This window comes from Streptococcus oralis (assembly GCF_022749195.1).
In the GTDB taxonomy this organism is placed as follows: domain Bacteria; phylum Bacillota; class Bacilli; order Lactobacillales; family Streptococcaceae; genus Streptococcus; species Streptococcus oralis_CI.
This window is the reverse complement of the sequence record NZ_CP094226.1, coordinates 978,441-1,002,077: the sequence shown is the minus strand read 5'-3', so window position 1 is coordinate 1,002,077 and position 23,637 is coordinate 978,441. Positions and strand designations below refer to the sequence as shown.

The 23,637-nt window shown below is 39.6% G+C and carries 15 protein-coding genes; 11 read left to right on the top strand and 4 right to left on the bottom strand.

All coding sequences use genetic code 11. The features are described from left to right. Nucleotides 1–26: 26 nt before the first annotated feature. The 3 genes from nrdF to nrdH form a co-directional block, all read right to left on the bottom strand. A complete protein-coding gene (nrdF, locus tag MP387_RS04875) occupies nt 27–989 on the bottom strand; it encodes a class 1b ribonucleoside-diphosphate reductase subunit beta (RefSeq protein ID WP_000451378.1) in 963 nt (320 codons plus the stop codon). Nucleotides 990–1,183: 194 nt separating this feature from the next. Then, the gene (gene nrdE / locus MP387_RS04870; protein ID WP_206283619.1) at nt 1,184–3,343 is read right to left on the bottom strand and encodes a class 1b ribonucleoside-diphosphate reductase subunit alpha; all 2,160 of its coding nucleotides are present in this window, start codon (nt 3,341–3,343) and stop codon (nt 1,184–1,186) included. Between the two features lie 80 nt (nt 3,344–3,423). Continuing rightward, nucleotides 3,424–3,642 (bottom strand): glutaredoxin-like protein NrdH, encoded by a 219-nt coding sequence (gene nrdH / locus MP387_RS04865; RefSeq protein ID WP_057528781.1) that lies wholly within the window; start codon nt 3,640–3,642, stop codon nt 3,424–3,426. Between the two features lie 362 nt (nt 3,643–4,004). Here nrdH and MP387_RS04860 point away from each other — a divergent pair, with 362 nt between their 5' ends. From MP387_RS04860 to MP387_RS04835, 6 genes are all read left to right on the top strand, one after another. Continuing rightward, the gene (locus MP387_RS04860) at nt 4,005–4,268 is read left to right on the top strand and encodes a phosphocarrier protein HPr (RefSeq protein ID WP_000146948.1); all 264 of its coding nucleotides are present in this window, start codon (nt 4,005–4,007) and stop codon (nt 4,266–4,268) included. Between the two features lie 5 nt (nt 4,269–4,273). After that, nucleotides 4,274–6,007 (top strand): phosphoenolpyruvate--protein phosphotransferase, encoded by a 1,734-nt coding sequence (ptsP, locus tag MP387_RS04855; RefSeq protein WP_041170815.1) that lies wholly within the window; start codon nt 4,274–4,276, stop codon nt 6,005–6,007. A 252-nt stretch (nt 6,008–6,259) separates the two neighbouring features. Next, nucleotides 6,260–8,722, top strand: coding sequence for a pneumococcal-type histidine triad protein (locus tag MP387_RS04850; RefSeq protein ID WP_242745444.1), 2,463 nt, complete (start codon nt 6,260–6,262; stop codon nt 8,720–8,722). A 157-nt stretch (nt 8,723–8,879) separates the two neighbouring features. Next, a complete protein-coding gene (locus MP387_RS04845) occupies nt 8,880–11,405 on the top strand; it encodes a pneumococcal-type histidine triad protein (protein ID WP_242745442.1) in 2,526 nt (841 codons plus the stop codon). 229 nt (nt 11,406–11,634) lie between these two features. After that, nucleotides 11,635–12,552, top strand: coding sequence for a metal ABC transporter substrate-binding protein (locus MP387_RS04840; protein WP_242745440.1), 918 nt, complete (start codon nt 11,635–11,637; stop codon nt 12,550–12,552). 13 nt (nt 12,553–12,565) lie between these two features. Continuing rightward, the gene (locus MP387_RS04835) at nt 12,566–15,604 is read left to right on the top strand and encodes a pneumococcal-type histidine triad protein (protein ID WP_278190185.1); all 3,039 of its coding nucleotides are present in this window, start codon (nt 12,566–12,568) and stop codon (nt 15,602–15,604) included. A gap of 43 nt (nt 15,605–15,647) precedes the next feature. On the opposite strand, the gene pepT is transcribed toward MP387_RS04835, so the two are convergent. Continuing rightward, on the bottom strand, nt 15,648–16,871 hold the full coding sequence (gene pepT / locus MP387_RS04830) for a peptidase T (RefSeq protein ID WP_242745436.1): 1,224 nt from the start codon (nt 16,869–16,871) through the stop codon (nt 15,648–15,650). Between the two features lie 311 nt (nt 16,872–17,182). On the opposite strand from pepT, the gene pitA reads away from it, so the two are divergent. The 5 genes from pitA to srtG2 all read left to right on the top strand — a co-directional run bounded on the left by pitA (nt 17,183) and on the right by srtG2 (nt 23,601). After that, complete coding sequence (pitA, locus tag MP387_RS04825; RefSeq protein ID WP_242745434.1) at nt 17,183–19,777, top strand: vWA domain-containing protein; 2,595 nt, start codon at nt 17,183–17,185, stop codon at nt 19,775–19,777. After that, nucleotides 19,777–20,328 (top strand): PI-2 pilus system signal peptidase SipA, encoded by a 552-nt coding sequence (gene sipA, locus MP387_RS04820; RefSeq protein WP_242745432.1) that lies wholly within the window; start codon nt 19,777–19,779, stop codon nt 20,326–20,328. Before pitA ends, sipA begins: the two co-directional genes overlap by 1 nt. Further along, nucleotides 20,328–21,635 carry a DUF7601 domain-containing protein gene (locus MP387_RS04815; protein ID WP_278190184.1) on the top strand — a complete coding sequence of 436 codons (1,308 nt, stop codon included), beginning with the start codon at nt 20,328–20,330 and terminating at the stop codon, nt 21,633–21,635. The genes sipA and MP387_RS04815 overlap by 1 nt, the downstream gene beginning before the upstream one ends. Nucleotides 21,636–21,651: 16 nt before the next feature. Beyond that, nucleotides 21,652–22,653: a PI-2 pilus system class B sortase SrtG1 gene (gene srtG1 / locus MP387_RS04810; protein WP_242745430.1), complete on the top strand. Its 1,002-nt coding sequence runs from the start codon at nt 21,652–21,654 to the stop codon at nt 22,651–22,653. A gap of 75 nt (nt 22,654–22,728) precedes the next feature. Continuing rightward, entirely contained in the window at nt 22,729–23,601 is an 873-nt protein-coding gene (gene srtG2, locus MP387_RS04805) for a PI-2 pilus system class B sortase SrtG2 (RefSeq protein ID WP_242745428.1), read from the top strand. Nucleotides 23,602–23,637 lie beyond the last annotated feature (36 nt).

Genomic DNA, 23,637 nt, shown 5'->3' with positions numbered 1-23,637 from the left:
CATGATATTTTGAATGATTGGTCAAATTAGTCCAAACCGTAGTTGTAATCCTCGTCTTGCATGGCTTCAACTTCACCAAGGAGGTAACCATTTCCGACTTGAGAGAAGAAGTCGTGGTTAGAAGTTCCTGTTGAAATACCGTTCATGACGATAGGATTGACATCATCTGCTGAATCTGGGAAGAGTGGATCTTGTCCTAGGTTCATAAGGGCCTTATTGGCATTGTAACGAAGGAAGGTTTTAACTTCCTCAGTCCAGCCAACACCGTCATAGAGGCTTTCTGTATAGCCCTCTTCGTTCTCGTAGAGGGTGTAGAGCAGGTCGTACATCCATTCTTTGAGCTTTTCTTGCTCTTCTTCAGGTAATTCGTTGAAACCAAGTTGGAATTTGTAACCAATATAAGTTCCGTGAACAGACTCATCACGGATGATCAGTTTGATGATTTCCGCAACGTTGGCTAGTTTGTTGTTACCGAGATAGTAGAGGGGGGTGAAGAAACCAGAGTAGAAGAGGAAGGTTTCAAGGAAAACACTGGCAACTTTCTTTTCAAGTGGGCTACCATTGAGGTAGATTTCATTGATAATTTCCGCTTTTCTTTGTAGGTAGGGGTTAGTGTTGGTCCATTCAAAGATTTCTTCGATTTCGGCCTTGGTGTTCAAGGTCGAAAAGATAGAAGAGTAAGATTTTGCGTGGACAGATTCCATAAATTGGATGTTGTTAAAAACAGCTTCCTCATGCGGTGTACGGATGTCCGAGCGAAGTGCTTGAACCCCTGTTTCAGATTGCATGGTATCCAAAAGGGTCAAACCACCAAAGACTTTTCCAACCAAGTCTTTTTCTTTGTTTGATAGTTTTCTCCAGTCGTCTAGGTCATTTGACAAGGGGATACGCGTATCGAGCCAAAATTGCTCCGTTAGCTTTTCCCAAGTTGATTTGTCGATGACATCTTCGATGGCATTCCAGTTAATGGCTTTGTAGTAAGTTTCCATTTGAAATCTCTTTCTGTATGTAATAATGCGATTGTCGAATCATCTCTATTTTATCATAGTCTGAGAAGAGTATCGCACAAAAAGTCGGAAGCCCGACTTTTTAGTTTTTCATAGTATTTAAGATACTTATCAAGTTTTGTCTGGCGGGTAACTTAATCAGTAGTCTGAGAAAACGTGGCTGCCTCAGATAAAAATTAAATCACACAGCTTTCACATTGGTTAGCACCGACTTCTCCACCGTCGTCTGTAAAGGTACGGACATAGTAGATAGACTTGATACCCTTGTTAAAGGCATAGTTACGAAGGATAGACAGGTCACGTGTAGTTTGTTTATTTTCTTTCTTCCATTCGTAAAGACCTTTTGGAATGTCGCTACGCATGAAGAGAGTGAGTGAAAGCCCTTGGTCCACGTGCTCTGTTGCAGCAGCGTAAACATCAATCACCTTACGCATATCCATGTCATAAGCAGAAGTGTAGTAAGGAATGGTATCTGTAGACAAACCTGCAGCAGGATAGTAGATCTTACCGATTTTCTTCTCTTGGCGTTCTTCGATACGTTGTGTAATAGGATGGATAGAAGCAGAAACGTCGTTGATGTAGCTGATAGAACCATTTGGAGCAACAGCTAGACGGTTTTGATGGTAAAGTCCATCTGCTTGAACCTTTTCGCGAAGTTCAGCCCAGTCAGTAGCACTTGGGATAAAGACATCTTTAAAGAGTTCTTTAACACGGTCTGATTTTGGAACAAATTCGCCAGTTACATACTTGTCAAAGTAGCTTCCGTTAGCATAGTCTGATTTTTCAAAGTTGTGGAAGGTGATACCACGTTCACGCGCGATGTTATTAGATTCTACCAAGGTCCAGTAGTTCATAAGCATAAAGTAGATGCTTGTAAATTCAACTGACTCAGGAGATCCGTACTCAATCAGTTGTTGGGCAAGGTAACTATGAAGCCCCATGGCACCAAGACCAAAGGTGTGAGCCAAACTGTTTCCGTGGTCGATAGTAGGAACAGCTACGATGTGTGAACTATCTGTAACGAAAGTAAGGGCACGAACCATAGCGCGAATAGAACGACCAAAGTCAGGTGAAGTCATCATGTTGACCACGTTGGTTGATCCAAGGTTACATGAAACGTCCGTTCCCATTTGAAGGAATTCTTGAGCATCGTTGATCAAGCTTGGTTCTTGGACTTGAAGAATCTCAGAACACAAGTTACTCATGATAATCTTTCCATCAACAGGATTTGCACGGTTAGCCGTATCAATGTTGACGACATAAGGGTAACCAGATTCTTGTTGCAATTTAGAGATTTCAGTTTCCAAATCACGCGCCTTGATTTTTGTCTTGCGGATGTTTGGATTTGCGACCAATTCATCGTATTTTTCAGTGATGTCGATGTAGTTGAATGGCACACCGTACTCAAGCTCTACAGAGTAAGGGCTAAAGAGATACATTTCTTCATTTTTACGAGCTAATTCGTAGAATTTATCGGGTACTACAACACCAAGTGAAAGGGTCTTTACACGAACTTTTTCATCAGCATTTTCTTTCTTAGTGGAAAGGAAAGCGATGATATCTGGGTGAAAGACGTTGAGGTAGACAACACCAGCACCTTGACGTTGACCAAGTTGGTTTGAGTAGGAGAAACTGTCTTCGAAGAGTTTCATAACAGGTACGACACCAGAAGCAGCACCTTCATAACCTTTAATAGGAGCTCCGGCTTCACGAAGGTTGCTGAGGGAAATTCCCACACCACCACCGATACGTGAAAGTTGGAGAGCAGAGTTGATAGAACGTCCGATAGAGTTCATGTCATCAGTTACTTGAATCAAGAAGCAAGATACCAACTCCCCACGACGAGCACGACCTGCGTTCAAAAAGGAAGGAGTAGCTGGTTGATAGCGTTGGTGGATGATTTCATTGGCAATATCAGTCGCAATCGCTTCGTTCCCGTCAGCAAAGTAAAGTGCATTAAAGAAGACACGGTCTTCCATACTTTCAAGGTAATATTCACCGTCATTAGTCTTCAAGGCATATTGATTGTAAAACTTATAGGCAGCCATGAATGATTTGAATTGGAAGTTTTGGTCCTTGATAAATTGATGCAATTCTTCCAAAAACTCTGGACGGTATTTCTTGAGAAATGCAGTTTCGATGTAGTTATGTTCAATGAGGTAGTTGATTTTATCAGTAATTGAATCAAAAACCATGGTATTTGGAACAACATTTTCTTTAAAGAAGGCATCCAAGGCTTCTTTATCTTTATGAAGCATGATTTGTCCATTGACAGGACGGTTGATTTCGTTATTGAGACGGAAGTAAGTTACGTCCTCAAGATGTTTTAATCCCATAAAATTTCCTTTATCTAATTACAAAAGAAAGGCCTCTAAGTTAGCCCTAGAAGCAATCTCTTCTGGATGATGTACTAAGATTATGCTAATTGTTTCAGTTTTCCTGGTTGGAAGCCTGAAAAGATTTCAGTTGGTGTTTGGATAACAGGAGCAGCGCTGAAACCGAGCTCTTTAACTTGATCGATGTACTCTGGTTGCTCGTCGAGATTGATCTCACGATAAGCGACATTGTTGCTGTCCAAGAAACGCTTGGTCATCTTACATTGGACACAGTTGTTTTTAGAATAAACGGTTACCATTTTCGTAACTCCTCTTTCAAAATTGATTACTTTCTTAGTATATCAGAAAAAAAAACTTTGTCAAACTTTTTAAACTAAATCTTGTGCTAAAAAGTTACAGTTTCAAAAACAAAGCACAAGATATAGTGTTTTGTCAGAGTGTAAAATTGGGTTTTCATTGAACTATCAAAGTTTATCAAAACAAAAAAACTATATACTGTATATTGGTAAGATAAATAGAAGATTTTCAGCAAGTTATCTGAAAGGAAATAGAAGAAAGTCCATAAAACACTTGAAAAATAATCTAGAAGGTGATATAATACAGTCTTGTAAGGGTTATCACATATAATCCAAAAAAGAAATAACTAAAGGAGAGTCAAACTATGGCTTCTAAAGATTTCCACGTAGTGGCAGAAACAGGTATTCACGCACGTCCAGCAACATTGTTGGTTCAAACAGCTAGCAAATTTGCTTCAGATATCACTCTTGAATACAAAGGTAAATCAGTAAACCTTAAATCTATCATGGGTGTTATGAGTCTTGGTGTTGGCCAAGGTGCTGACGTTACAATTTCAGCTGAAGGTGCAGATGCTGACGACGCAATCGCTGCTATCACTGAAACTATGGAAAAAGAAGGATTGGCATAAGGAAAATGACAGAAATGCTTAAAGGAATCGCAGCATCTGACGGTGTTGCAGTTGCAAAAGCATATCTACTCGTTCAACCGGATTTGTCATTTGAGACTATTACAGTCGAAGATACAAACGCAGAAGAAGCTCGCCTTGATGCCGCTCTACAGGCATCACAAGACGAGCTTTCTGTTATTCGCGAGAAAGCAGTAGGTACGCTCGGTGAAGAAGCAGCTCAAGTTTTTGACGCTCACTTAATGGTTCTTGCTGACCCAGAAATGATCAGCCAAATCAAGGAAACAATCCGTGCGAAGAAAGTGAATGCAGAAGCAGGTCTGAAAGAAGTAACAGACATGTTTATCACTATCTTTGAAGGCATGGAAGACAACCCATATATGCAAGAACGCGCAGCGGATATCCGCGACGTGACAAAACGTGTATTGGCCAACCTCCTTGGTAAAAAATTGCCAAACCCAGCTTCTATCAATGAAGAAGTGATTGTGATTGCGCATGACTTGACTCCTTCAGATACAGCTCAATTGGACAAAAACTTTGTAAAAGCTTTTGTAACCAACATTGGTGGACGTACAAGCCACTCAGCTATCATGGCGCGTACACTTGAAATTGCAGCAGTATTGGGTACAAACAACATCACTGAAATCGTTAAAGACGGTGACATTCTTGCCGTTAACGGTATCACTGGTGAGGTTATTATCAACCCAACTGATGAGCAAGCAGCAGAATTCAAGGCTGCTGGTGAAGCGTATGCGAAGCAAAAAGCTGAATGGGCTCTCTTGAAAGATGCACAAACAGTAACTGCTGATGGCAAACACTTTGAATTGGCTGCCAACATCGGTACTCCAAAAGACGTTGAAGGTGTCAATGACAACGGTGCTGAAGCTGTTGGTCTTTACCGTACAGAGTTCTTGTACATGGATTCTCAAGACTTCCCAACAGAAGACGAGCAGTACGAAGCTTACAAGGCTGTACTTGAAGGAATGAACGGTAAACCTGTTGTTGTTCGTACAATGGACATCGGTGGAGATAAGGAACTTCCTTACTTCGATATGCCTCACGAAATGAACCCATTCCTTGGATTCCGTGCTCTTCGTATCTCTATTTCTGAAACTGGAGATGCTATGTTCCGCACACAAATCCGTGCCCTTCTTCGTGCGTCTGTTCACGGTCAATTGCGTATCATGTTCCCAATGGTTGCGCTCTTGAAAGAATTCCGTGCAGCGAAAGCAGTCTTTGACGAAGAAAAAGCAAACCTTCTTGCTGAAGGTGTTGCAGTTGCGGATAATATCCAAGTTGGTATCATGATCGAGATTCCTGCAGCAGCAATGCTTGCAGACCAATTTGCTAAAGAAGTTGACTTCTTCTCAATTGGTACAAACGACTTGATCCAATACACAATGGCAGCAGACCGTATGAACGAACAAGTTTCATACCTTTACCAACCATACAACCCATCAATCCTACGTTTGATTAACAACGTTATCAAAGCAGCTCATGCTGAAGGTAAATGGGCAGGTATGTGTGGTGAGATGGCTGGTGACCAACAAGCTGTTCCACTTCTTGTCGGAATGGGCTTGGATGAGTTCTCTATGTCAGCAACATCAGTACTTCGTACACGTAGCTTGATGAAGAAACTCGATACAGCTAAGATGGAAGAGTACGCAAACCGTGCCCTTACAGAATGCTCAACAATGGAAGAAGTTCTTGAACTTCAAAAAGAATACGTTAATTTTGATTAATCGAAAAATCCCTGCAACGCAGTTGCAGGGATTTTTTTGATATTTTAAAAAGAATTTTCAAGAAAATTTTTCTTATAGAAAGTCCAATCTTGAAAAAGTAGTGGTCAGAACAAAAATGCTTAACTGATTCATAAAATTCTTGACAAGTTGGAGATTTAAGAGTAAACTATTAACCAGTTAAGTAATAGAGGGGAGTTTCTGCAATTCAGAAATGAATTGCAACTAGAAATATCAAAAAGAAAGTGAGTTTCAATGAAAATTAATAAAAAATACCTTGCTGGTTCTGCGGCAGCTTTAATTTTAAGTGTTTGCTCTTACGAGTTGGGACTGTATCAAGCCAGAACAGTCAAGGAAAATAATCGTGTTTCCTATATAGATGGAAAACAAGCGGCACAAAAAGCGGAGAATCTGACTCCTGATGAAGTCAGCAAGAAAGAAGGCATCAATGCCGAGCAAATCGTCATCAAGATAACAGACCAAGGCTATGTCACTTCACATGGAGACCACTATCATTATTACAATGGTAAGGTTCCTTATGATGCTATCATCAGTGAAGAGTTGCTGATGAAGGATCCAAACTACCAGCTAAAAGACGAGGATATTATCAGTGAAATCAAGGGTGGTTATGTTATCAAGGTAGATGGAAAATACTATGTTTACCTTAAGGATGCAGCCCATGCCGATAATGTCCGTACAAAAGAAGAAATTAATCGACAAAAACAAGAGCATAGTCAGCAGCGTGAAGGTGGGACTCCAAGAAATGATGGTGCGGTAGCCTTGGCACGTTCACAGGGACGCTACACCACAGATGATGGTTATATCTTTAATGCTTCTGATATTATAGAGGATACTGGTGATGCTTATATCGTTCCTCATGGCGACCATTATCATTACATTCCTAAGAGTGAGTTATCAGCTAGCGAATTGGCTGCAGCAGAAGCCTTCCTATCTGGTAGAAGTGGCCAATCAAATACGACTACTTATCGTCGTACCAATAACAACAGTACCAGTAGCGATGTAGATAGATGGATCCCATCCTATAATAATCAAGGCAGTGGCTATACGAACACAAACACATCTAACAACAGTAGCGACGATAGTCAAGCAGGTCAAAGTGATGACATTGATAGTCTTTTGAAACAGCTCTACAAACTGCCTTTAATCCAACGACATGTGGAATCTGATGGCCTTATCTTTGACCCGGCACAGATTACAAGTCGAACCGCCAGAGGTGTAGCTGTCCCTCATGGGGACCATTACCATTTTATCCCTTACGAACAAATGTCTGAATTGGAAGAACGAATCGCTCGCATCATCCCGCTTCGCTATCGTTCAAACCACTGGGTGCCGGATTCAAGACCAGAACAACCAAGTCCACAACCGACTCCGGAACCTAGTCCAAGCCCGCAACCTGCACCAAATCTTAAAATAGACTCAGATTCTTCTTTGGTTAGTCAGCTGGTACGAAAAGTTGGGGAAGGATATGTATTCGAAGAAAAGGGCATCTCTCGTTATGTCTTTGCGAAAGATTTACCATCTGAAACTGTTAAAAATCTTGAAAGCAAGTTATCAAAACAAGAGAGTGTTTCGCACACTTTAACTGCTAAAAAAGAAAATGTCGCTCCTCGTGACCAAGAATTTTATGATAAAGCATATAATTTATTGGCCGAGGCTCATAAAGCCTTGTCTGAAAATAAGGGTCGTACTTCTGATTTCCAAGCCTTAGACAAATTAGCAGAACGCTTGAATGATGAATCTTCTAATAAAGGAAAATTGGTAGATGATTTATTGGCATTCCTAGCACCAATTACCCATCCAGAGCGACTTGGCAAGCCAAATTCTCAGATTGAGTATACTGAAGACGAAGTTCGTATTGCTCAATTAGCTGATAAGTATACAACGTCAGATGGTTACATTTTTGACGAACATGATATAATCAGTGATGAAGGAGATGCATATGTAACGCCTCATATGGGCCATAGTCACTGGATTGGAAAAGACAGCCTTTCTGATAAGGAAAAAGTTGCAGCTCAAGCCTATACTAAAGAAAAAGGTATCCTACCTCCATCTCCAGACGCAGATGTTCAAGCAAATCCAACTGGAGATAGTGCAGCAGCTATTTACAATCGTGTGAAAGGGGAAAAACGAATTCCACTCGTTCGACTTCCATATATGGTTGAGCATACAGTTGAGGTTAAAAACGGTAATTTGATTATTCCTCATAAGGATCATTACCATAACATTAAATTTGCTTGGTTTGATGATCACACATACAAAGCTCCAAATGGCTATACCTTGGAAGATTTGTTTGCGACGATTAAGTACTACGTAGAACACCCTGACGAACGTCCACATTCTAATGATGGATGGGGCAATGCCAGTGAGCATGTGTTAGGCAAGAAAGACCACAGTGATGAACCAAATAAGAACTTCAAAGCGGACGAAGAGCCAGTAGAGGAAACACCTGCTGAGCCAGAAGTCCCTCAAGTAGAGACTGAAAAAGTAGAAGCCAAACTCAAAGAAGCAGAAGTTTTGCTTGCGAAAGTAACGGATTCTAGTCTTAAAGCTAATGCAACAGAAACTCTAGCTGGTTTACGAAATAGTTTGATTCTTCAAACTATGGATAATAATGGTATCATGGCAGAAGCAGAAAAATTACTTGCGTTGTTAAAAGAAAGTAATCCTTCATCTGTAAGTAAGGAAAAAATAAACTAATGAAAAATGAAAGTCTCGATAAAGAGGCTTTCATTTTTATTATGTGGATATGTAAAATTCTTGACAAGCAATATTAAAAAGAGTAAACTATTAACTAGTTAATTAACTGGTTTATTATTTTATAGTGAATCAAATATACTTAAGAAAAGAGGAAAGAATGAAAATCAATAAAAAATATCTAGCTGGGTCAGTAGCTACACTTGTTTTAAGTGTCTGTGCTTATGAACTAGGTTTGCATCAAGCTCAAACTGTAAAAGAAAATAATCGTGTTTCCTATATAGATGGTAAACAACAAGCAGCACAAAAAACGGAGAATCTAACTCCTGATGAGGTTAGTAAAAAAGAAGGAATCAATGCTGAGCAAATCGTCATCAAGATAACAGACCAGGGATATGTCACTTCACATGGAGACCATTATCATTACTATAATGGCAAGGTTCCTTATGATGCTATCATCAGTGAAGAGTTGCTGATGAAGGATCCAAACTACCAGCTCAAGGACGAGGATATTATCAGTGAAATCAAGGGGGGGTATGTTATCAAGGTAGATGGAAAATACTATGTTTACCTTAAGGATGCGGCCCATGCAGATAATGTCCGTACGAAAGAAGAAATCAATCGACAAAAACAGGAGCATAGTCAGCATCGTGAAAGAGGGACTTCAGCAAACGATGGTGCGGTAGCCTTGGCACGTTCACAGGGACGCTACACCACAGATGATGGTTACATCTTTAATGCATCCGATATCATTGAAGATACTGGTGATGCTTATATCGTTCCTCATGGCGACCATTACCATTACATTCCTAAAAGTGAGTTATCAGCCAGCGAATTGGCTGCCGCAGAAGCCTTCCTATCTGGTAGAAGTGGTCAATCAAATACGCCTACTTATCGCCGCACCAATAACAACAGTGCTAGCAGCGATGTAGATAGATGGACCCCATCCTATAATAACCAAGGCAACAGCTATAACAATCAAAACAACAGCTATACGAACACGGACACAGCTAACAACAGTAGCGACGATAACCAAGCAAGTCAAAGTGATGAGGATATTGATGGCCTTCTGAAACAACTTTATGCCTTGCCGCTCAGTCAACGACACGTGGAATCAGATGGGCTTGTCTTTGATCCAGCGCAGATTACAAGAAAAACTGCGAATGGTGTTGCAGTGCCACACGGAGATCATTATCACTTCATCCCTTATTCTCAAATGTCTGACTTAGAGCAGAAGATTGCGAGAATGATTTCTGTAAAAGGACAAAATAACGGAAACAACAGGCCAGTAAATACTCAAAAGCCAACAAACAGTACAGTTGAGCATACATTTTTAGGAAATTCAATTAAGGCTTATGGTAAGGGTCTGGATGGCAAACCATACGATACTAGTGATGGATATGTATTCAGTAAAGATTCTATCTATTCAGTTGATAAATCAGGCATTATAGCGAGACATGGAAATCATTTCCATTATGTGGGATTTGGAGAGTTAGAACAGTTCGAATTAGATGAAGTTAGCAAATGGATGAAGGAAAAAGGCCAACCTAATGAGAGTGTTATTCCTTCAGAGAATATGGATAACAAAGAAAAACCAAAATTTGATTCAAAAAAAGTGACTGGTAAAGTGACTAAAGATGGTAAAGTAGGCTATGTTCTTAAAGAAAACGGAAAAGAATACTTCTACTCTCGAGATGAACTTGATCTTACTCAAATTGCTTTTTCTGAACAAGAACTCATGCTTAAGGATCGAGATCATTATCGTTATGATATAGTAGACACAGGAATCAAACCAAGATTAGCTGTAGATGTCTCAAGTTTGCCGATGCATGCAGCGAATACTACCTATGATACTGGAAGTTCATTCATTATTCCACACATTGATCATATTCATGTTGTGCCTTACTCATGGTTAGAGCCTGATCAAATTGCGACTATTAAATATGTCATGCAACACCCTGAGGTTCGTCCTGAAGTTTGGTCTAAGCCGGGTCACGAGGATTCAGGTTCCGTTATTGCTAATGTGACTCCTCTTGAAAAACGCGCTGGAATGCAGAATTGGCAAATTATCCATTCTGCTGAAGAAGTTCAGAAAGCTCTAGCAGAAGGTCGATTTGCAACTCCAGATGGTTATATTTTTGATCCGAAAGATGTATTGGCAAAAGAAACTTTTGTATGGGAAGACAAATCATTTAGTATTCCAAGAGCTGGAGGTGGTTCATTGAGAAGTATCACTAAATCCGACTTATCAGAAGTAGAATGGAAACAAGCGCAGGACTTAATAGCCAAAAGAATGAAAGAAAAGGAATCTAAAACTGAAACGTCTACACATCCTAATGAAGAATTAAAACTTGATTCAAACAATACTGAAAATAGTGATAAGAATAAGACTACTGTAGATAAAACTGAGGAGCAACCGAAGAAAAATATAGGGGAGAATGAGACTGGTACAAACAACGAAATTCCTTCAGAAAATAAAGAAATTTCCAAAGAAGAAAATGATGATGATTTACCAGACTATGGGTTAGATAAAGTAACTTTAAATGAACATATAGAAAAGTTAGCGAAAATTGCCCAAATTGATCCTAAGTTTCTAATCTTTCAACCAGAAGGGGTTCAGTTTTACAATAAAAATGGTGAATTAGTGATGTATGACATTAAGACACTAAAACAAATAAAATCTTAAAAGATTTTTATTAGTTATAATCTATTCGAAAGGATATTGTTCTATTTTTGATAGAATAATGTCCTTTTCTTTGTTAAAAAAGCTGGGGGTTACCGTCTTAAAAAAATGAATCAAAGAGTCCTAAAACAGTGATTTTATTTTTGACGATTAAAATCTTGACTTATTAAATAAAAAAAGATAAACTATTTACTAGTTAATTAAATGGTTAAATACTAGTTAAGGAGTAACGATGAAAAAAAGAACATTTCTATTATTAGTGGTAGGTCTGCTGGTTCTTGTCTTAGGAGCATGTGGTCAAAAAGAAAAACAAGAAGCAAAAGGGATGAAGATTGTAACAAGTTTTTACCCAATCTATGCCATGGTCAAAGAGGTATCAGGTGATTTGAATGACGTACGGATGATTCAGTCAAGTAGTGGGATTCACTCCTTTGAACCGTCAGCAAATGACATTGCTGCTATCTATGACGCGGATGTCTTTGTCTACCATTCTCATACGCTCGAATCTTGGGCTGGAAGTCTAGATCCTAACTTGAAAAACTCAAAAGTTAAGGTTTTAGAAGCTTCTGAAGGAATGACCTTGGAGCGTGTTCCAGGTTTAGAAGATGTAGAAGCTGGTGACGGCATCGATGAAAAAACACTCTACGACCCACACACTTGGTTAGATCCTGAAAAAGCAGGTGAAGAAGCTCAGATTATCGCTGACAAACTTTCGGAGATTGATAGTGCTAATAAGGAAACGTATCAAAAGAATGCTAAAAACTTTATCGCTAAAGCCCAAGAATTGACTAAGAAGTACCAGCCTATTTTTGAAAAAGCGAGTCAAAAGACCTTTGTTACACAACACACAGCCTTTTCTTATCTCGCTAAACGCTTTGGTTTGAAACAACTTGGTATAGCAGGGATTTCCCCTGAACAAGAGCCAAGTCCGAGACAGTTGACAGAAATCCAAGAATTCGTTAAAACCTATAAGGTTAAAACCATCTTTACTGAGAGCAATGCTTCTTCTAAAGTCGCTGAGACCTTGGTCAAATCAACAGGAGTTAGTCTAAAGACACTCAATCCTTTAGAAGCAGATCCTGAAAATGACAAAACTTACTTAGAAAATCTAGAAGAAAACATGAATGTTCTAGCAGAAGAATTAAAATGAGGAGATGATGAAAATGAAGAAGAAATACCTTGCAGCAGGATCGGCTCTTGTCCTTTCCCTAAGCCTTTGCATCTATGCATTGAACCAACACCAGGTAGAAGGAAACAAAGATAATAACCGTGTGTCTTATGTCGACGGGAAGCAAGATTCTCAAAAAACAGAGACCCAGACACCAGATCAAGTTAACAAAAAAGAAGATATTCAGGCTGAACAAATTGTTGTGAAAATTACCGATCAAGGTTATGTGACTTCACACGGTGATCATTTCCATTATTACAATGGTAAAGTTCCTTTTGACGCGATTTTCAGCGAAGAACTGTTGATGAAAGATGTCAATTTTCAACTGAAAGACGCTGATATTGTCAATGAAATCAAAGGTGGCTACATTATCAAGGTGGATGGTAAGTATTATGTCTACCTTAAAGATGCGGCTCATGCTGATAACATTCGTACGAAGGACGAAATTGAGCGCCAAAAACAAGGTCATACTCACGATGCACCAACTTCTAACAGTGCAGTGGCGCTTGCGCAATCTCAAGGTCGTTATACTACAGATGATGGCTACATCTTTAATCCGTCTGATATTATAGAGGATACTGGAGATGCCTATATTGTCCCTCATGGTGGACATTACCACTACATTCCAAAGAGCTCCTTGTCTGCTAGCGAATTAGCTGCTGCCCAAGCCTACCTCTCTGGAACTAGAAAACAAGCAAGTGTGACTGACTATCGTCCGAGTCCAAACACAACTAGTCAAACTAGCAATCCGAGTCAAGAAGCTGAAAGATCAAGAAATCCAGAAGAGAGCTTACAGAGTCTATTGCAGCAACTCTATGCTCTTCCAAGTAGTCAACGTTATGCTGAATCAGATGGCTTGATTTTTGACCCTGCTAAGATTTCGAGCAGAACACCGAGTGGCGTGGCGATTCCTCACGGTAATCACTATCATTTCATCCCATATACAAAGCTTTCTGCCTTGGAAGAAAAGATTGCGCGTATGATTCCTTTATCTAGCGACAGTGGGAAGCCAACACCTTTGGAAAATCCAAGCAAACCAGCAGAACATCCAGCTCAACCAAATCATCCTCATGACCAAGACGGTGACCATGGAAGTCAGGATACCAACCACGAAGATCATGACCATGATGGAGAGGAGCATGACCATCACCACGGTGAAGAACATGATCATGGTTTTGCAACTGACCGTGTTATTAGTGAAGATGAGCAAGGGTTTGTAGTTTCTCATGGAGATCACGCTCATTATTTCTTTAAGAAAGACTTGACTGCAGCCCAAATCAAAGCTGCCCAAGATCACTTGAAAGAAAATCATCAGTCTCAGCACGTTCAACCACTTGCAAAGACTGTGGAAAGTTTCTCAAGAGATGCTAGCGATGAAGAAAAAATCAAGTATATCTCACAGACCTACGGGGTTCCGCTCGAAGCGATTCGTATTTCAAACGGCTTCTTTGTCTTTGGAAATCCGGATCAAGCCTATGATCCAACCCATATCCATCCCTATGCTGTTCGAAAAGAACATGTTCGTATTCCTCTCCAAACTGGGAATCCAGAACTGGATTTCCTAAATGAACTGTATACGACTGCCCTACGTGATGGGGTATCTCCTTATAGTTTACAGGTAGAAAGTGGTAGTTTTGTGATTCCTCACGGAGACCACAATCACTACATCAAGGTTCAAACTAAGGGATATGAAGTAGCTTTGAAAAACAAGATTCCAGCCCTACAATCGACCTATCAACCTGGAGCATTTGATGAACAAACAGTTCTATCTAAGGTGGATCAACTTTTAGCAGATAGCAGAAGTCTCTACAAAGATCAGCCAATCATGCAGAGACGTGTTGAACTTGTTTTGGGGCAGTTCACCGAAAATATGAAAAAACTGGCAACAAACTCAACTGCTGGATACCTAGCAGCCTTGGATCTCTTCGATAAACAATACATCCATGTGGATCAAAGTGTGGCACCGGTTGAAACTTCACCTTTAGATAAGAAGTACCAAGCCCTTGTAGATAAGATCAATACACTGGATACGGACACTTATGGCTTGCCTAAGAAAGATCTTTTGGTACATTTGCAGGAAGCAAAACTAGCACAGGATGAGACAGAGTTGGCTGCCATTGAAGCGAAACTGCAGGCCTTGCAAGATTTCCGAGATCGGACAGGAGTTACAACAGTAGAGTACATCAAGTACTTCTACGAACATGTATCTGATGGTCGTTTGAGAGAAGAACTTCGAAACCGTGTTGCTAAATTGACATGGGAACTTTACCAGTCACAATCTTTCCTCAAAGCAACCGACTTGAACAAGTTATTCCCAACTATTTACCAAACTAAGCTAGAAGTAGAAGAAGCTCTCAAAGAAGAACCCGTTTCTACAAAAGTTGGTAAGACTATTCTAGATACGGAAAAAGTAGATAGTCAAACTGCTAAGACCGCCATCTATGAATTCCTAAAAGAACTCTACGGTGATTTTATGCCAGAAGAGCGGGTTAGCCATGTTAAGAAGGAAGAAGTGGATGCTCTCCTAACTAAAGCTGCCCAACTCCTAGCACGTGTCAAAGAAGATGGTGTCAAACAATCCCTAGCTGAAGAAGCAGCTAATATCAAAGCGGCTACTGAAAAGGAAAATGCAGACCTTGACGAAGCTAAAACACAACTTGAGGATCTTTTAAATCGTATTGCAGCGACTATCCAACGAGAGAAAAAAGAAGCAGAACAAGATCCACAAACGGTGATCATCTATCAAAAACTCTATAATGTCTTGCTCTCTCTTCACAAGTATCTTGAGGATAACAAGGGATCCGATGCAGACTTTGAACGTGTTGATGGCCTATTTGATCAACTTGCAGCCAAAAGCAGTGATAAAGAAGGTCTCCTCACTCTAGCTAAAGAAATCATTAGCTTGAACCAGGAATTCCGTTCAAAAGCAAGTGAAACGGATAGCCAATCTAAGTCTGAGAAAGACAGTGAAACAGCTGCTTCTAAACCAACAGAAAAGCAAGCGCAAAGTGAGTCTGAGCCAAGTGCTCAATAAAACGAATAAAAAAAGGCGAAGTAGCTGAGCTACCTCGTCTTTTTTAGTCTTTATAAGTTACAATGCCAATGATGGTATCAACCGCACGCTCCATAGTCTGAAGGCTGACGTATTCAAAACGTCCATGCATGTTTTCACCACCAGCAAAGATATTTGGAGTCGGGATACCCATAAAGGAAATCTTAGAGCCATCTGTTCCTCCACGAATTGGTTCGATAATAGGCGTGATTCCTAAATCTTCCATAACAGCTTTAGCAATGGTAACGGGAGTCATGTCTTGCTCAATGACTTCCTTCATATTGTAGTACTGGTCAGTCAGAGTCAAGGTCACGCGATCATTCCCAAGTTCTTGATTCATCTTGTCAGCAATAGACTGCATAGCTTCTTTACGTGCTTCAAAGGCATCTTTTTCAAAGTCTCGAATGATATAGATTGCACGCGCCTCCTCTACACTACCTGACACATCCATAAGATGATAGAAACCTTGGTAACCATCTGTTAGTTCAGGTCGGTCATTCTCAGGAAGTTGATTATGAAAATCAATCGCTAGCTGAAGTGCATTGACCATCTGACCTTTAGCAGTACCAGGATGGACATTGCGCCCTTGAAAATGGAGTTCAGCAGCAGCTGCTGAGAAAGTCTCGTACTGAAGCTCCCCTAGTGGGCCCCCATCAACAGTATAGGCAAAGTCAACATCAAAGTCTTCTGCATCAAACTTATTGGCACCGACACCAATTTCTTCATCTGGTCCAAAACCGACACGGATTTCACAATGCTTGATTTCAGGATGAGCAGCCAGATATTCAATAGCAGTCATAATCTCAGCAATCCCAGACTTGTCATCAGCACCCAGCAAGGTCGTGCCATCGGTTGTGATAAGTGTTTGGCCCGGATATTTCTGAAGACTCTTGAAATCAGCAGGATCCAGTTTGAAGCCTGAATCACCCAAGTCGATAGCTCCACCATCGTAATTTTCGATGACTTGCGGATTAACTCCCTCAGCATTAAAGTCAGCAGTGTCCATGTGGGAGATGAAGCCAACCTTGCGTGTCAGGCTGGGATCATTAGCTGGTAAGGTACCAATAGCAAAACCATTTGGAAGGTAGTAGACGTTTTGCAGACCGACACGTTTCATTTCGGGAATAAGGACATTGGTCGCAAAATCTACCTGGCTTTGCGTACTTGGAGTAGTAGTAGAGTGTTCATCAGAACGCGTGTTGACCTTAACGTAGGTCAAAAAACGATCTAAAAGGTTCGGATAAGTCATAAAAACTCCTTTTACAATTAAAAATAAAATGCTATCTTCAGAAAAAACTAATTCCGAAGGTTTTATGATTTAAAAAATATAATAACTCAAATCCATAATAATCTCAAATAGAAAAACGGTTATTCTATTCTTTTTTCATTTTACCATAGAATAGTTTGAAAGACAAAGAAGAATCATGCCATTTCACAATCGATATAATATAAAATAATTATATTGATTGACACTGTTTGGACTTTAGTGTAAAATTGTTTTATCAATCTATAGATTGATATAGTAACAATGTAAAAAACATTCTAGTTAAGGAGAATAAAATGAACATTCGCTTTGATTTTAAGAAAGTTCAAATTATTGCGCGCCGTTTAGTTACACTGTTAGCTATTCTCTTTTTGTGTGCTCCGATAGGTATGTTAAATGCTGATTCTAATACAGAACCTCAGACAACTCTTCACAAGACAATTACTCCGATATCCGGACAAGATGACAAGTATGAGTTGTCATTGGATATCACTTCTAAGCTTGGGACAGAAACTCAAACGGATCCCTTAGATGTTGTTTTAGTAGCAGATCTCTCAGGAAGTATGAACAAGAGAGATGTTCCTTCTTCTACTGGCCGAACAATTACAAGATTGGATGCTTTAAAAAATACCCTTAAAGGAACTCGAGATCGTCAGGGATTAATTGATACGATTTTATCCAATTCAAATAATCGGTTATCCATGGTAGGTTTTGGCGGAAAGATTGATAATAAGTTTGCGGAACAAGCATGGAATGCCTACTACCGAAAATGGGAGTGGGGGTATCGGTATTGGCCGTATGAAGAGAGAACAGCATTTTATGATGGTGTGTCCCCATGGGATGATGCGGAAACAATTTTAAATTGGAATAACGATGCTAGTGGTTCAAAGACTGCTGTCAGTAATATGAGAATTGCTGGTGGCAAATCAATAGGGACTGAATCAGGAATCGGTACAGGAACCAATATTAGTGCGGGTATTCGTATTGCTAATCAATTGATAGATAGTGCAAGACCAAATGCCAAGAAGGTTGTTATTGTTCTATCAGATGGTTTTGCCAATATGTATTACAATGATAATGGTTATACAGTTTACAACTATAATAATCAGGATGGATCAGAAACGGCGCCTGAATGGTTCTGGAATAATTTAGATGGCTCTATCAATAATCTAGCCTATAGTCTCGCTCCAAAACTAGATGGCTTTTATTCCATTAAGTTTCGTTATTCAAATAATGTCGACAGTATTACCAGTCTGCAATATTATATGAGGCAACATAATGCCTCCATTCCAAATGAAATATTCTCTGCAAATGATGAAGACCAGTTACAAGACAGTTTCAAAGATATCACTGATAAGATTCTGCCACTGGGAATCCACCACGTGACCATAAAGGATGTTCTTTCTAAGTATGTTCAGCTATTACCGAACGGATCGTCAGAGTTTCGTGTAGTGAAAGAAAAGGCTGGTAGTAGTGAAATATTAACTGAAAATCAAGTAACTTTTGATACCAAAACAACCTCAGAAGGATTAGTGGAAGTTACGGCTAAATTTTCTCCGAATTATTCCTTAGAAGATGGAGCTAGATATGTCCTTAAATTTACTGTTACATCTAGTCAAGATGCCTTAGATGCTATTGCTGGTGATAAGAAGATAGAGGCTGGTGATGCTGAAGGTTCTGATGTCAATAAACTCTATTCCAATAAAGGTGCCAGTGTCACCTATTCCTATGGAATAGGCACCTCCCAAACCAAGACCAAAGAATACTCTGACAACCCAACATTTAAGCCTTCGGATCCATTAACGGTACCAGTGGAAGTTGAATGGCAAGGTGTGACGGGTGCGAGAACTGTTATTACAGCTGATCAACCGAGTAATGTTGAGCTGAAACTGGTTCAAAAGAACAAGAACGGAGGTTCTGACAATCAAGAATATCGAAAGACCAATGTGAATGTTAGAAAAAACGTATCTAATGAAACGAGGAACTTTGAAAAAGTTGCCAAAGGATATCAATACGATTTAATTGCACCGGACGTCCCAGCCTTTACCAAAGAAATAAAAAATGTTGGTACAGAAACTAACCCATCCTTTAAGGTAATCTATAAACAATTACCAAGCCTGACAATCAAAAAAGTGTTGAAATCTGAAAACAACTTGAACAAGGAGTTTTGGATTAAAGTAAAACTAACCTCACCTGATTCTAACCCATTGAATGGAACTTTTGGTGAAATAAATGTTGTGAATGGAGAAGCGAAGATTCGTGTTGACAAACGAAAACGTTGGAAAGGTATTCTAAGCTATCTTCCTCGAGGAACCCATTACAAGGTTGAAGAAGAAGCCACATCAACAATTGGTTACCATGTTACATATGAGAATCAAGAGGGGTATCTGAATAAAGATGAAACCAGTACTGTCACGAACCACAAGCTTCCAAGCTTGTACGTTACAAAAAAGGTTACGGGTGTATTTGCCAATCTATTAAAATCTTTTAAGATTACCATTAACATAAAGGATGCTCAGAATAGACCATTGAATGGTTCCTATAATGTATTGGTGAATAACAAAAGAACGATCTTGCAGTTTACTGATGGACGAGCGTCTGTTGATCTTAACAAAGACCACACGATAAAAATTTATGGGCTACCACTCGATAGCTCCTATACCGTAGAAGAAGAATCAAACTCTTCGATTGGTTATCAGGTTACTTATGAAAACAAAGAAGGTAAGCTTGATGCGGACAAGTATGCAACAGTTACAAATGATAAGAATAGTGTACCTGAGACCGGGATTGACTTCCTCAGCAGTACACTCGTGTTAGGAATAATCCTTCCTCTAGGAGGAATCTTCTTTACAATTCTACTCGGATATCTAGTGGTACATAGGAGAAAATAATGCTACTTAAAAAGAAACATAAGAAAACAGTAACACAAGTCAATCGGGATAAGTCTCCGCCTAGTGTATGGGGAGATATCCTCTACTTAGTCAGTAAGCTTTTGATGGTTGGGTTTATACTGGCCACCCTTTACTTTTTTGTCTTTGGACTATTGAGATACAATGACGATGGCATGAAACCAGCCTTAAAAGATGGCGACTTGGTTGTCTACTATAGATTGGATAAGCGTTATTCGATTGGTGATCTGCTTGTCTATAGTTATAAGGGTAAGGAAAGAGTGGCGCGTGTCATTGCAACCGAAGGAAGTACGATCGATATAAATGAAAATGGTCTCATCATCAACGGTTCTCCTCAACAAGAACAGGATATCTACAAAGAAACGCTGCTCTATAAGGAAGGGGTTACCTTCCCGATGAAAGTCCCAGCAGGACAACTCTTTGTCCTCGGAGACAATCGAACAACGGCTGTAGATAGCCGTGCTTTTGGAACCATTCCAATACAGGATACCCATGGCAAGGTGGTAACAGTCCTAAGGCGACGGGGCTTTTGATGACAATTTATGAAAAAAGAAATATAAAAATAAAAGGAATAATCATGAAAAAAACATTTTTGAAAAAATTAGTTACTGCAAGTATTGCAGCTGTAACCGCCTTGTCGGTCTTTAGAGGAGTGCCAACATTTGCGGATGATAATGATGTGGCAACTGCTAAAGCAACTGGTGAAACAAGTGCAAAAGTAGCTATTAATAAAACACTGAATATTGCTGAAGGAATTACAACACCGAAAGCGACTTTTAGGTTTACTTTTACTCCACAACCTGGAACTTCTTCAAATGATGCTCCTTATCAAATGGCTTCAAATTCGGAAAGTAATAAGGGATTCATTCCTGATCGTACGGTGACATATTCGGAAGCTGATCGCTTAGCTAGTGGTCAATCAAGCATTAAAAAAGATACAGGTGACATTTTTGCTGGAGTTTCATATGATCATGCAGGCGAGTATGTTTACCTCGTAAAGGAAACAGATAAAACTTATACACCTATTAAAGATAAAAATGATCAAGATATAGATGCTGTGAAATATGATACTCGCACTTATAAAATGCATGTAATTGTCAAAAATAAAGAAAATTCAGGTACCTTTATTTCTTCTGTTTACTTTAGAGAAGAGAATAAACCTGGCGCTGCTAAAGTTGCTCCATCCTCAAATTCAAATATTTTCAAATATGATTTATTTGAGAACACATATACTAAAAATGGAGGGAAAATTGATCCAACAGATCCTAAACACCCAAATGAACCAACAAAAGATATAACAGACAATGCAAAAAAATCCTTAACTATTCTAAAAAAAGTTGACGGAGGGACTGCGGATCGTACAAAAGATTTCCAATTTGAGATAACAGTAAAATTACCCAAAACAAATGAAACAGCAGTATCTCCTGTAACACAAATTACAGTTCATTATGGTGATAAAACTGAAAATGTTGATGTTGCTACCGATAAAGTCACATTTACTAAAACTTTTACTTTGAAGCATGGTCAAGAGTTTGCCATTGCTAATCTTCCAGCAGGTTCTCGTTATACTGTAAAAGAAACCGGAAGCAAAGGATATACCGCTACTTCTAAATATACTGAGAATGGTGAAAGTAAAACCAAATCAGATGGTACTCAAGCCCAAGATTATACAGTTGAAAATGTTCTTGTCGGTGAAAAATTGAACGACAACACTTTTACCAATAAATATCAAGACGTTACCCCTACTGGTCTCTTGATTGACAATCTTCCTTTCATCTTGATGATTGGTCTTGGTTTGGCTGGATTTGTTGTTTTGTCTAAAAAACGCAGACAAGCTTAGGCAAGTGGTTTGACCGATGAAAATCAAGCGTGAGAAACCAAAAAGGAGTTTGTCTAGGCGTCTGGTCCTTGCTGTAGATGCATTGATGAATCATATCTTGCTCCTCTTGGCAGCCTTAGTCTTTCTCTTTGGTTTCTACGCCCTTTGGGATGCCAATCAGGTTTATTCTCAGGCTTCATCAAGTGAGTATGAGGCTTATAGACCTGTTAGTACCAGTGAGAAGGATGAGCTTGCTAGTTTTTCTGGCTTTCACAAGCTACAGCAAGTCAATCCAGAGGTTCTCGGCTGGATCAATGTCTATGGCACTAATATAGACTATCCCTTAGTCCAAGCCAAAGATAATGAGAAATACCTGAACAAGGATTCCAAGGGAGAATTTGCAGCTACAGGAGCTATCTTTCTAGAGGCTCGAAATGAATCCAAGTTCGAAGACTTTAATACCATCATCTACGGACACCATGTAGAAAATGGGGTTATGTTTGGAGATGTAGCAAAGTTTTCTGATAAGGAATTCTTTGACCAGCATCGCTACGGTAGTATTTACTATAATGGTGTTGAAAAAGGTCTTGAGATCTTTGAGATGCTCGAGGTGGACGCCTATGACTTTAACATCTACGATCCAGGTATTAATGGGGATGATCGGCGCCAAGAATATATCGATCACTTACTCTCGGTTGCCATTCACAAACGAGACATTACACTGGGGCCAAATGACCATATCATCCTTCTCAGTACCTGTTTCCTAGACGTAACAAATGGGAGACATATCGTAGTTGCCAAGATTACGGATACAGTTCCAAAGAACACCTTCCATACGAAAAAATCAAAACCATTCCCTTACAGCGTCTTTGATGATTCGTCGCTCGGACGATTTCTCTCATCGATTCCTTTGTGGATATGGTATATCATCTTATTTATCTTGCTCTTGCTATTGATCTTCTTGCTCATCATTCTCTACTTGATCTTGCGTCGTAGAAGAGAAGCAAAGGAAGAAGGAGAAGATACCATTACTGACTAAACTACCAATAATAGAGAAAGGGATAGCCTCTCTTGCTCTTTTATTTTCAAGGCTAGAAAGGAGAAAGAAGGAAATATGAAAACAAGTACGAGTCACAAGATCATAAAGGTCATTCTATCCCTCTTTCTAGCTTTTTTCTGTCTTTTTACAGCTGATAGAGTTCTTGCGAGTGACTACGATCATTATAATCCCATTGAAAAGGATGCTAGCAGTACGGGCTTTGAAACCTTGCAACACCTTAACAAGGATGTTTGTGGTTGGATTAGCCTCGATGGGACCAAGGTAGACTATCCCCTCTTGCAGAGTCAGGATAATGTCAAATACCTTGACCGAAATGCTTTTGGCGATTATACTGTGTCAGGTTCTATATTCCTAGACTATCGTTTTAACCCCAACTTTACCGACTTTAACACCATCATCTATGGTCACTCTATGGCCTCTGGTGCCATGTTTGGTGAGATACAAAAGTTTGCTAACCAAGAGTTTTTCGAAAATCACCGTTATGGCTCTATCTATTATAACGGTCGTGAACGAGGGCTTGAGATTTTTGGGATTTTAGAAGTAGATGCCTATGACACGGATATTTACCGAACTTTGAGTTCCAACGATGAGGAGCACCAGGCCTACTATCAATATCTGCTAAGTAAAGCCAAGTACAAGCGAGATGTCTCCTTGACCTCAACGGACAAGATTGTTTTATTAAGCACCTGTTTCCTTAATATTACCAACGGACGGCATATCCTCTTAGCTAAAATAACGGATGCACCAGTAAAAGTAGCCCAGGATAAAAGTGGAGAAGCAGTAGGAACACGGTATTTCGATCAAGGGATTCCAACGCATTGGATTTATATCCTTGCCTTTCTTCTCCTGATTATCGTTATTTTACTCCTTGTTGTTATCATCCTAATCATAAGGCGAGATAGAAAGACAAAAGAACAAAAGAAATAGTAGACGTCGGAAGCGTTTACTATTTTTGTCTTTCGT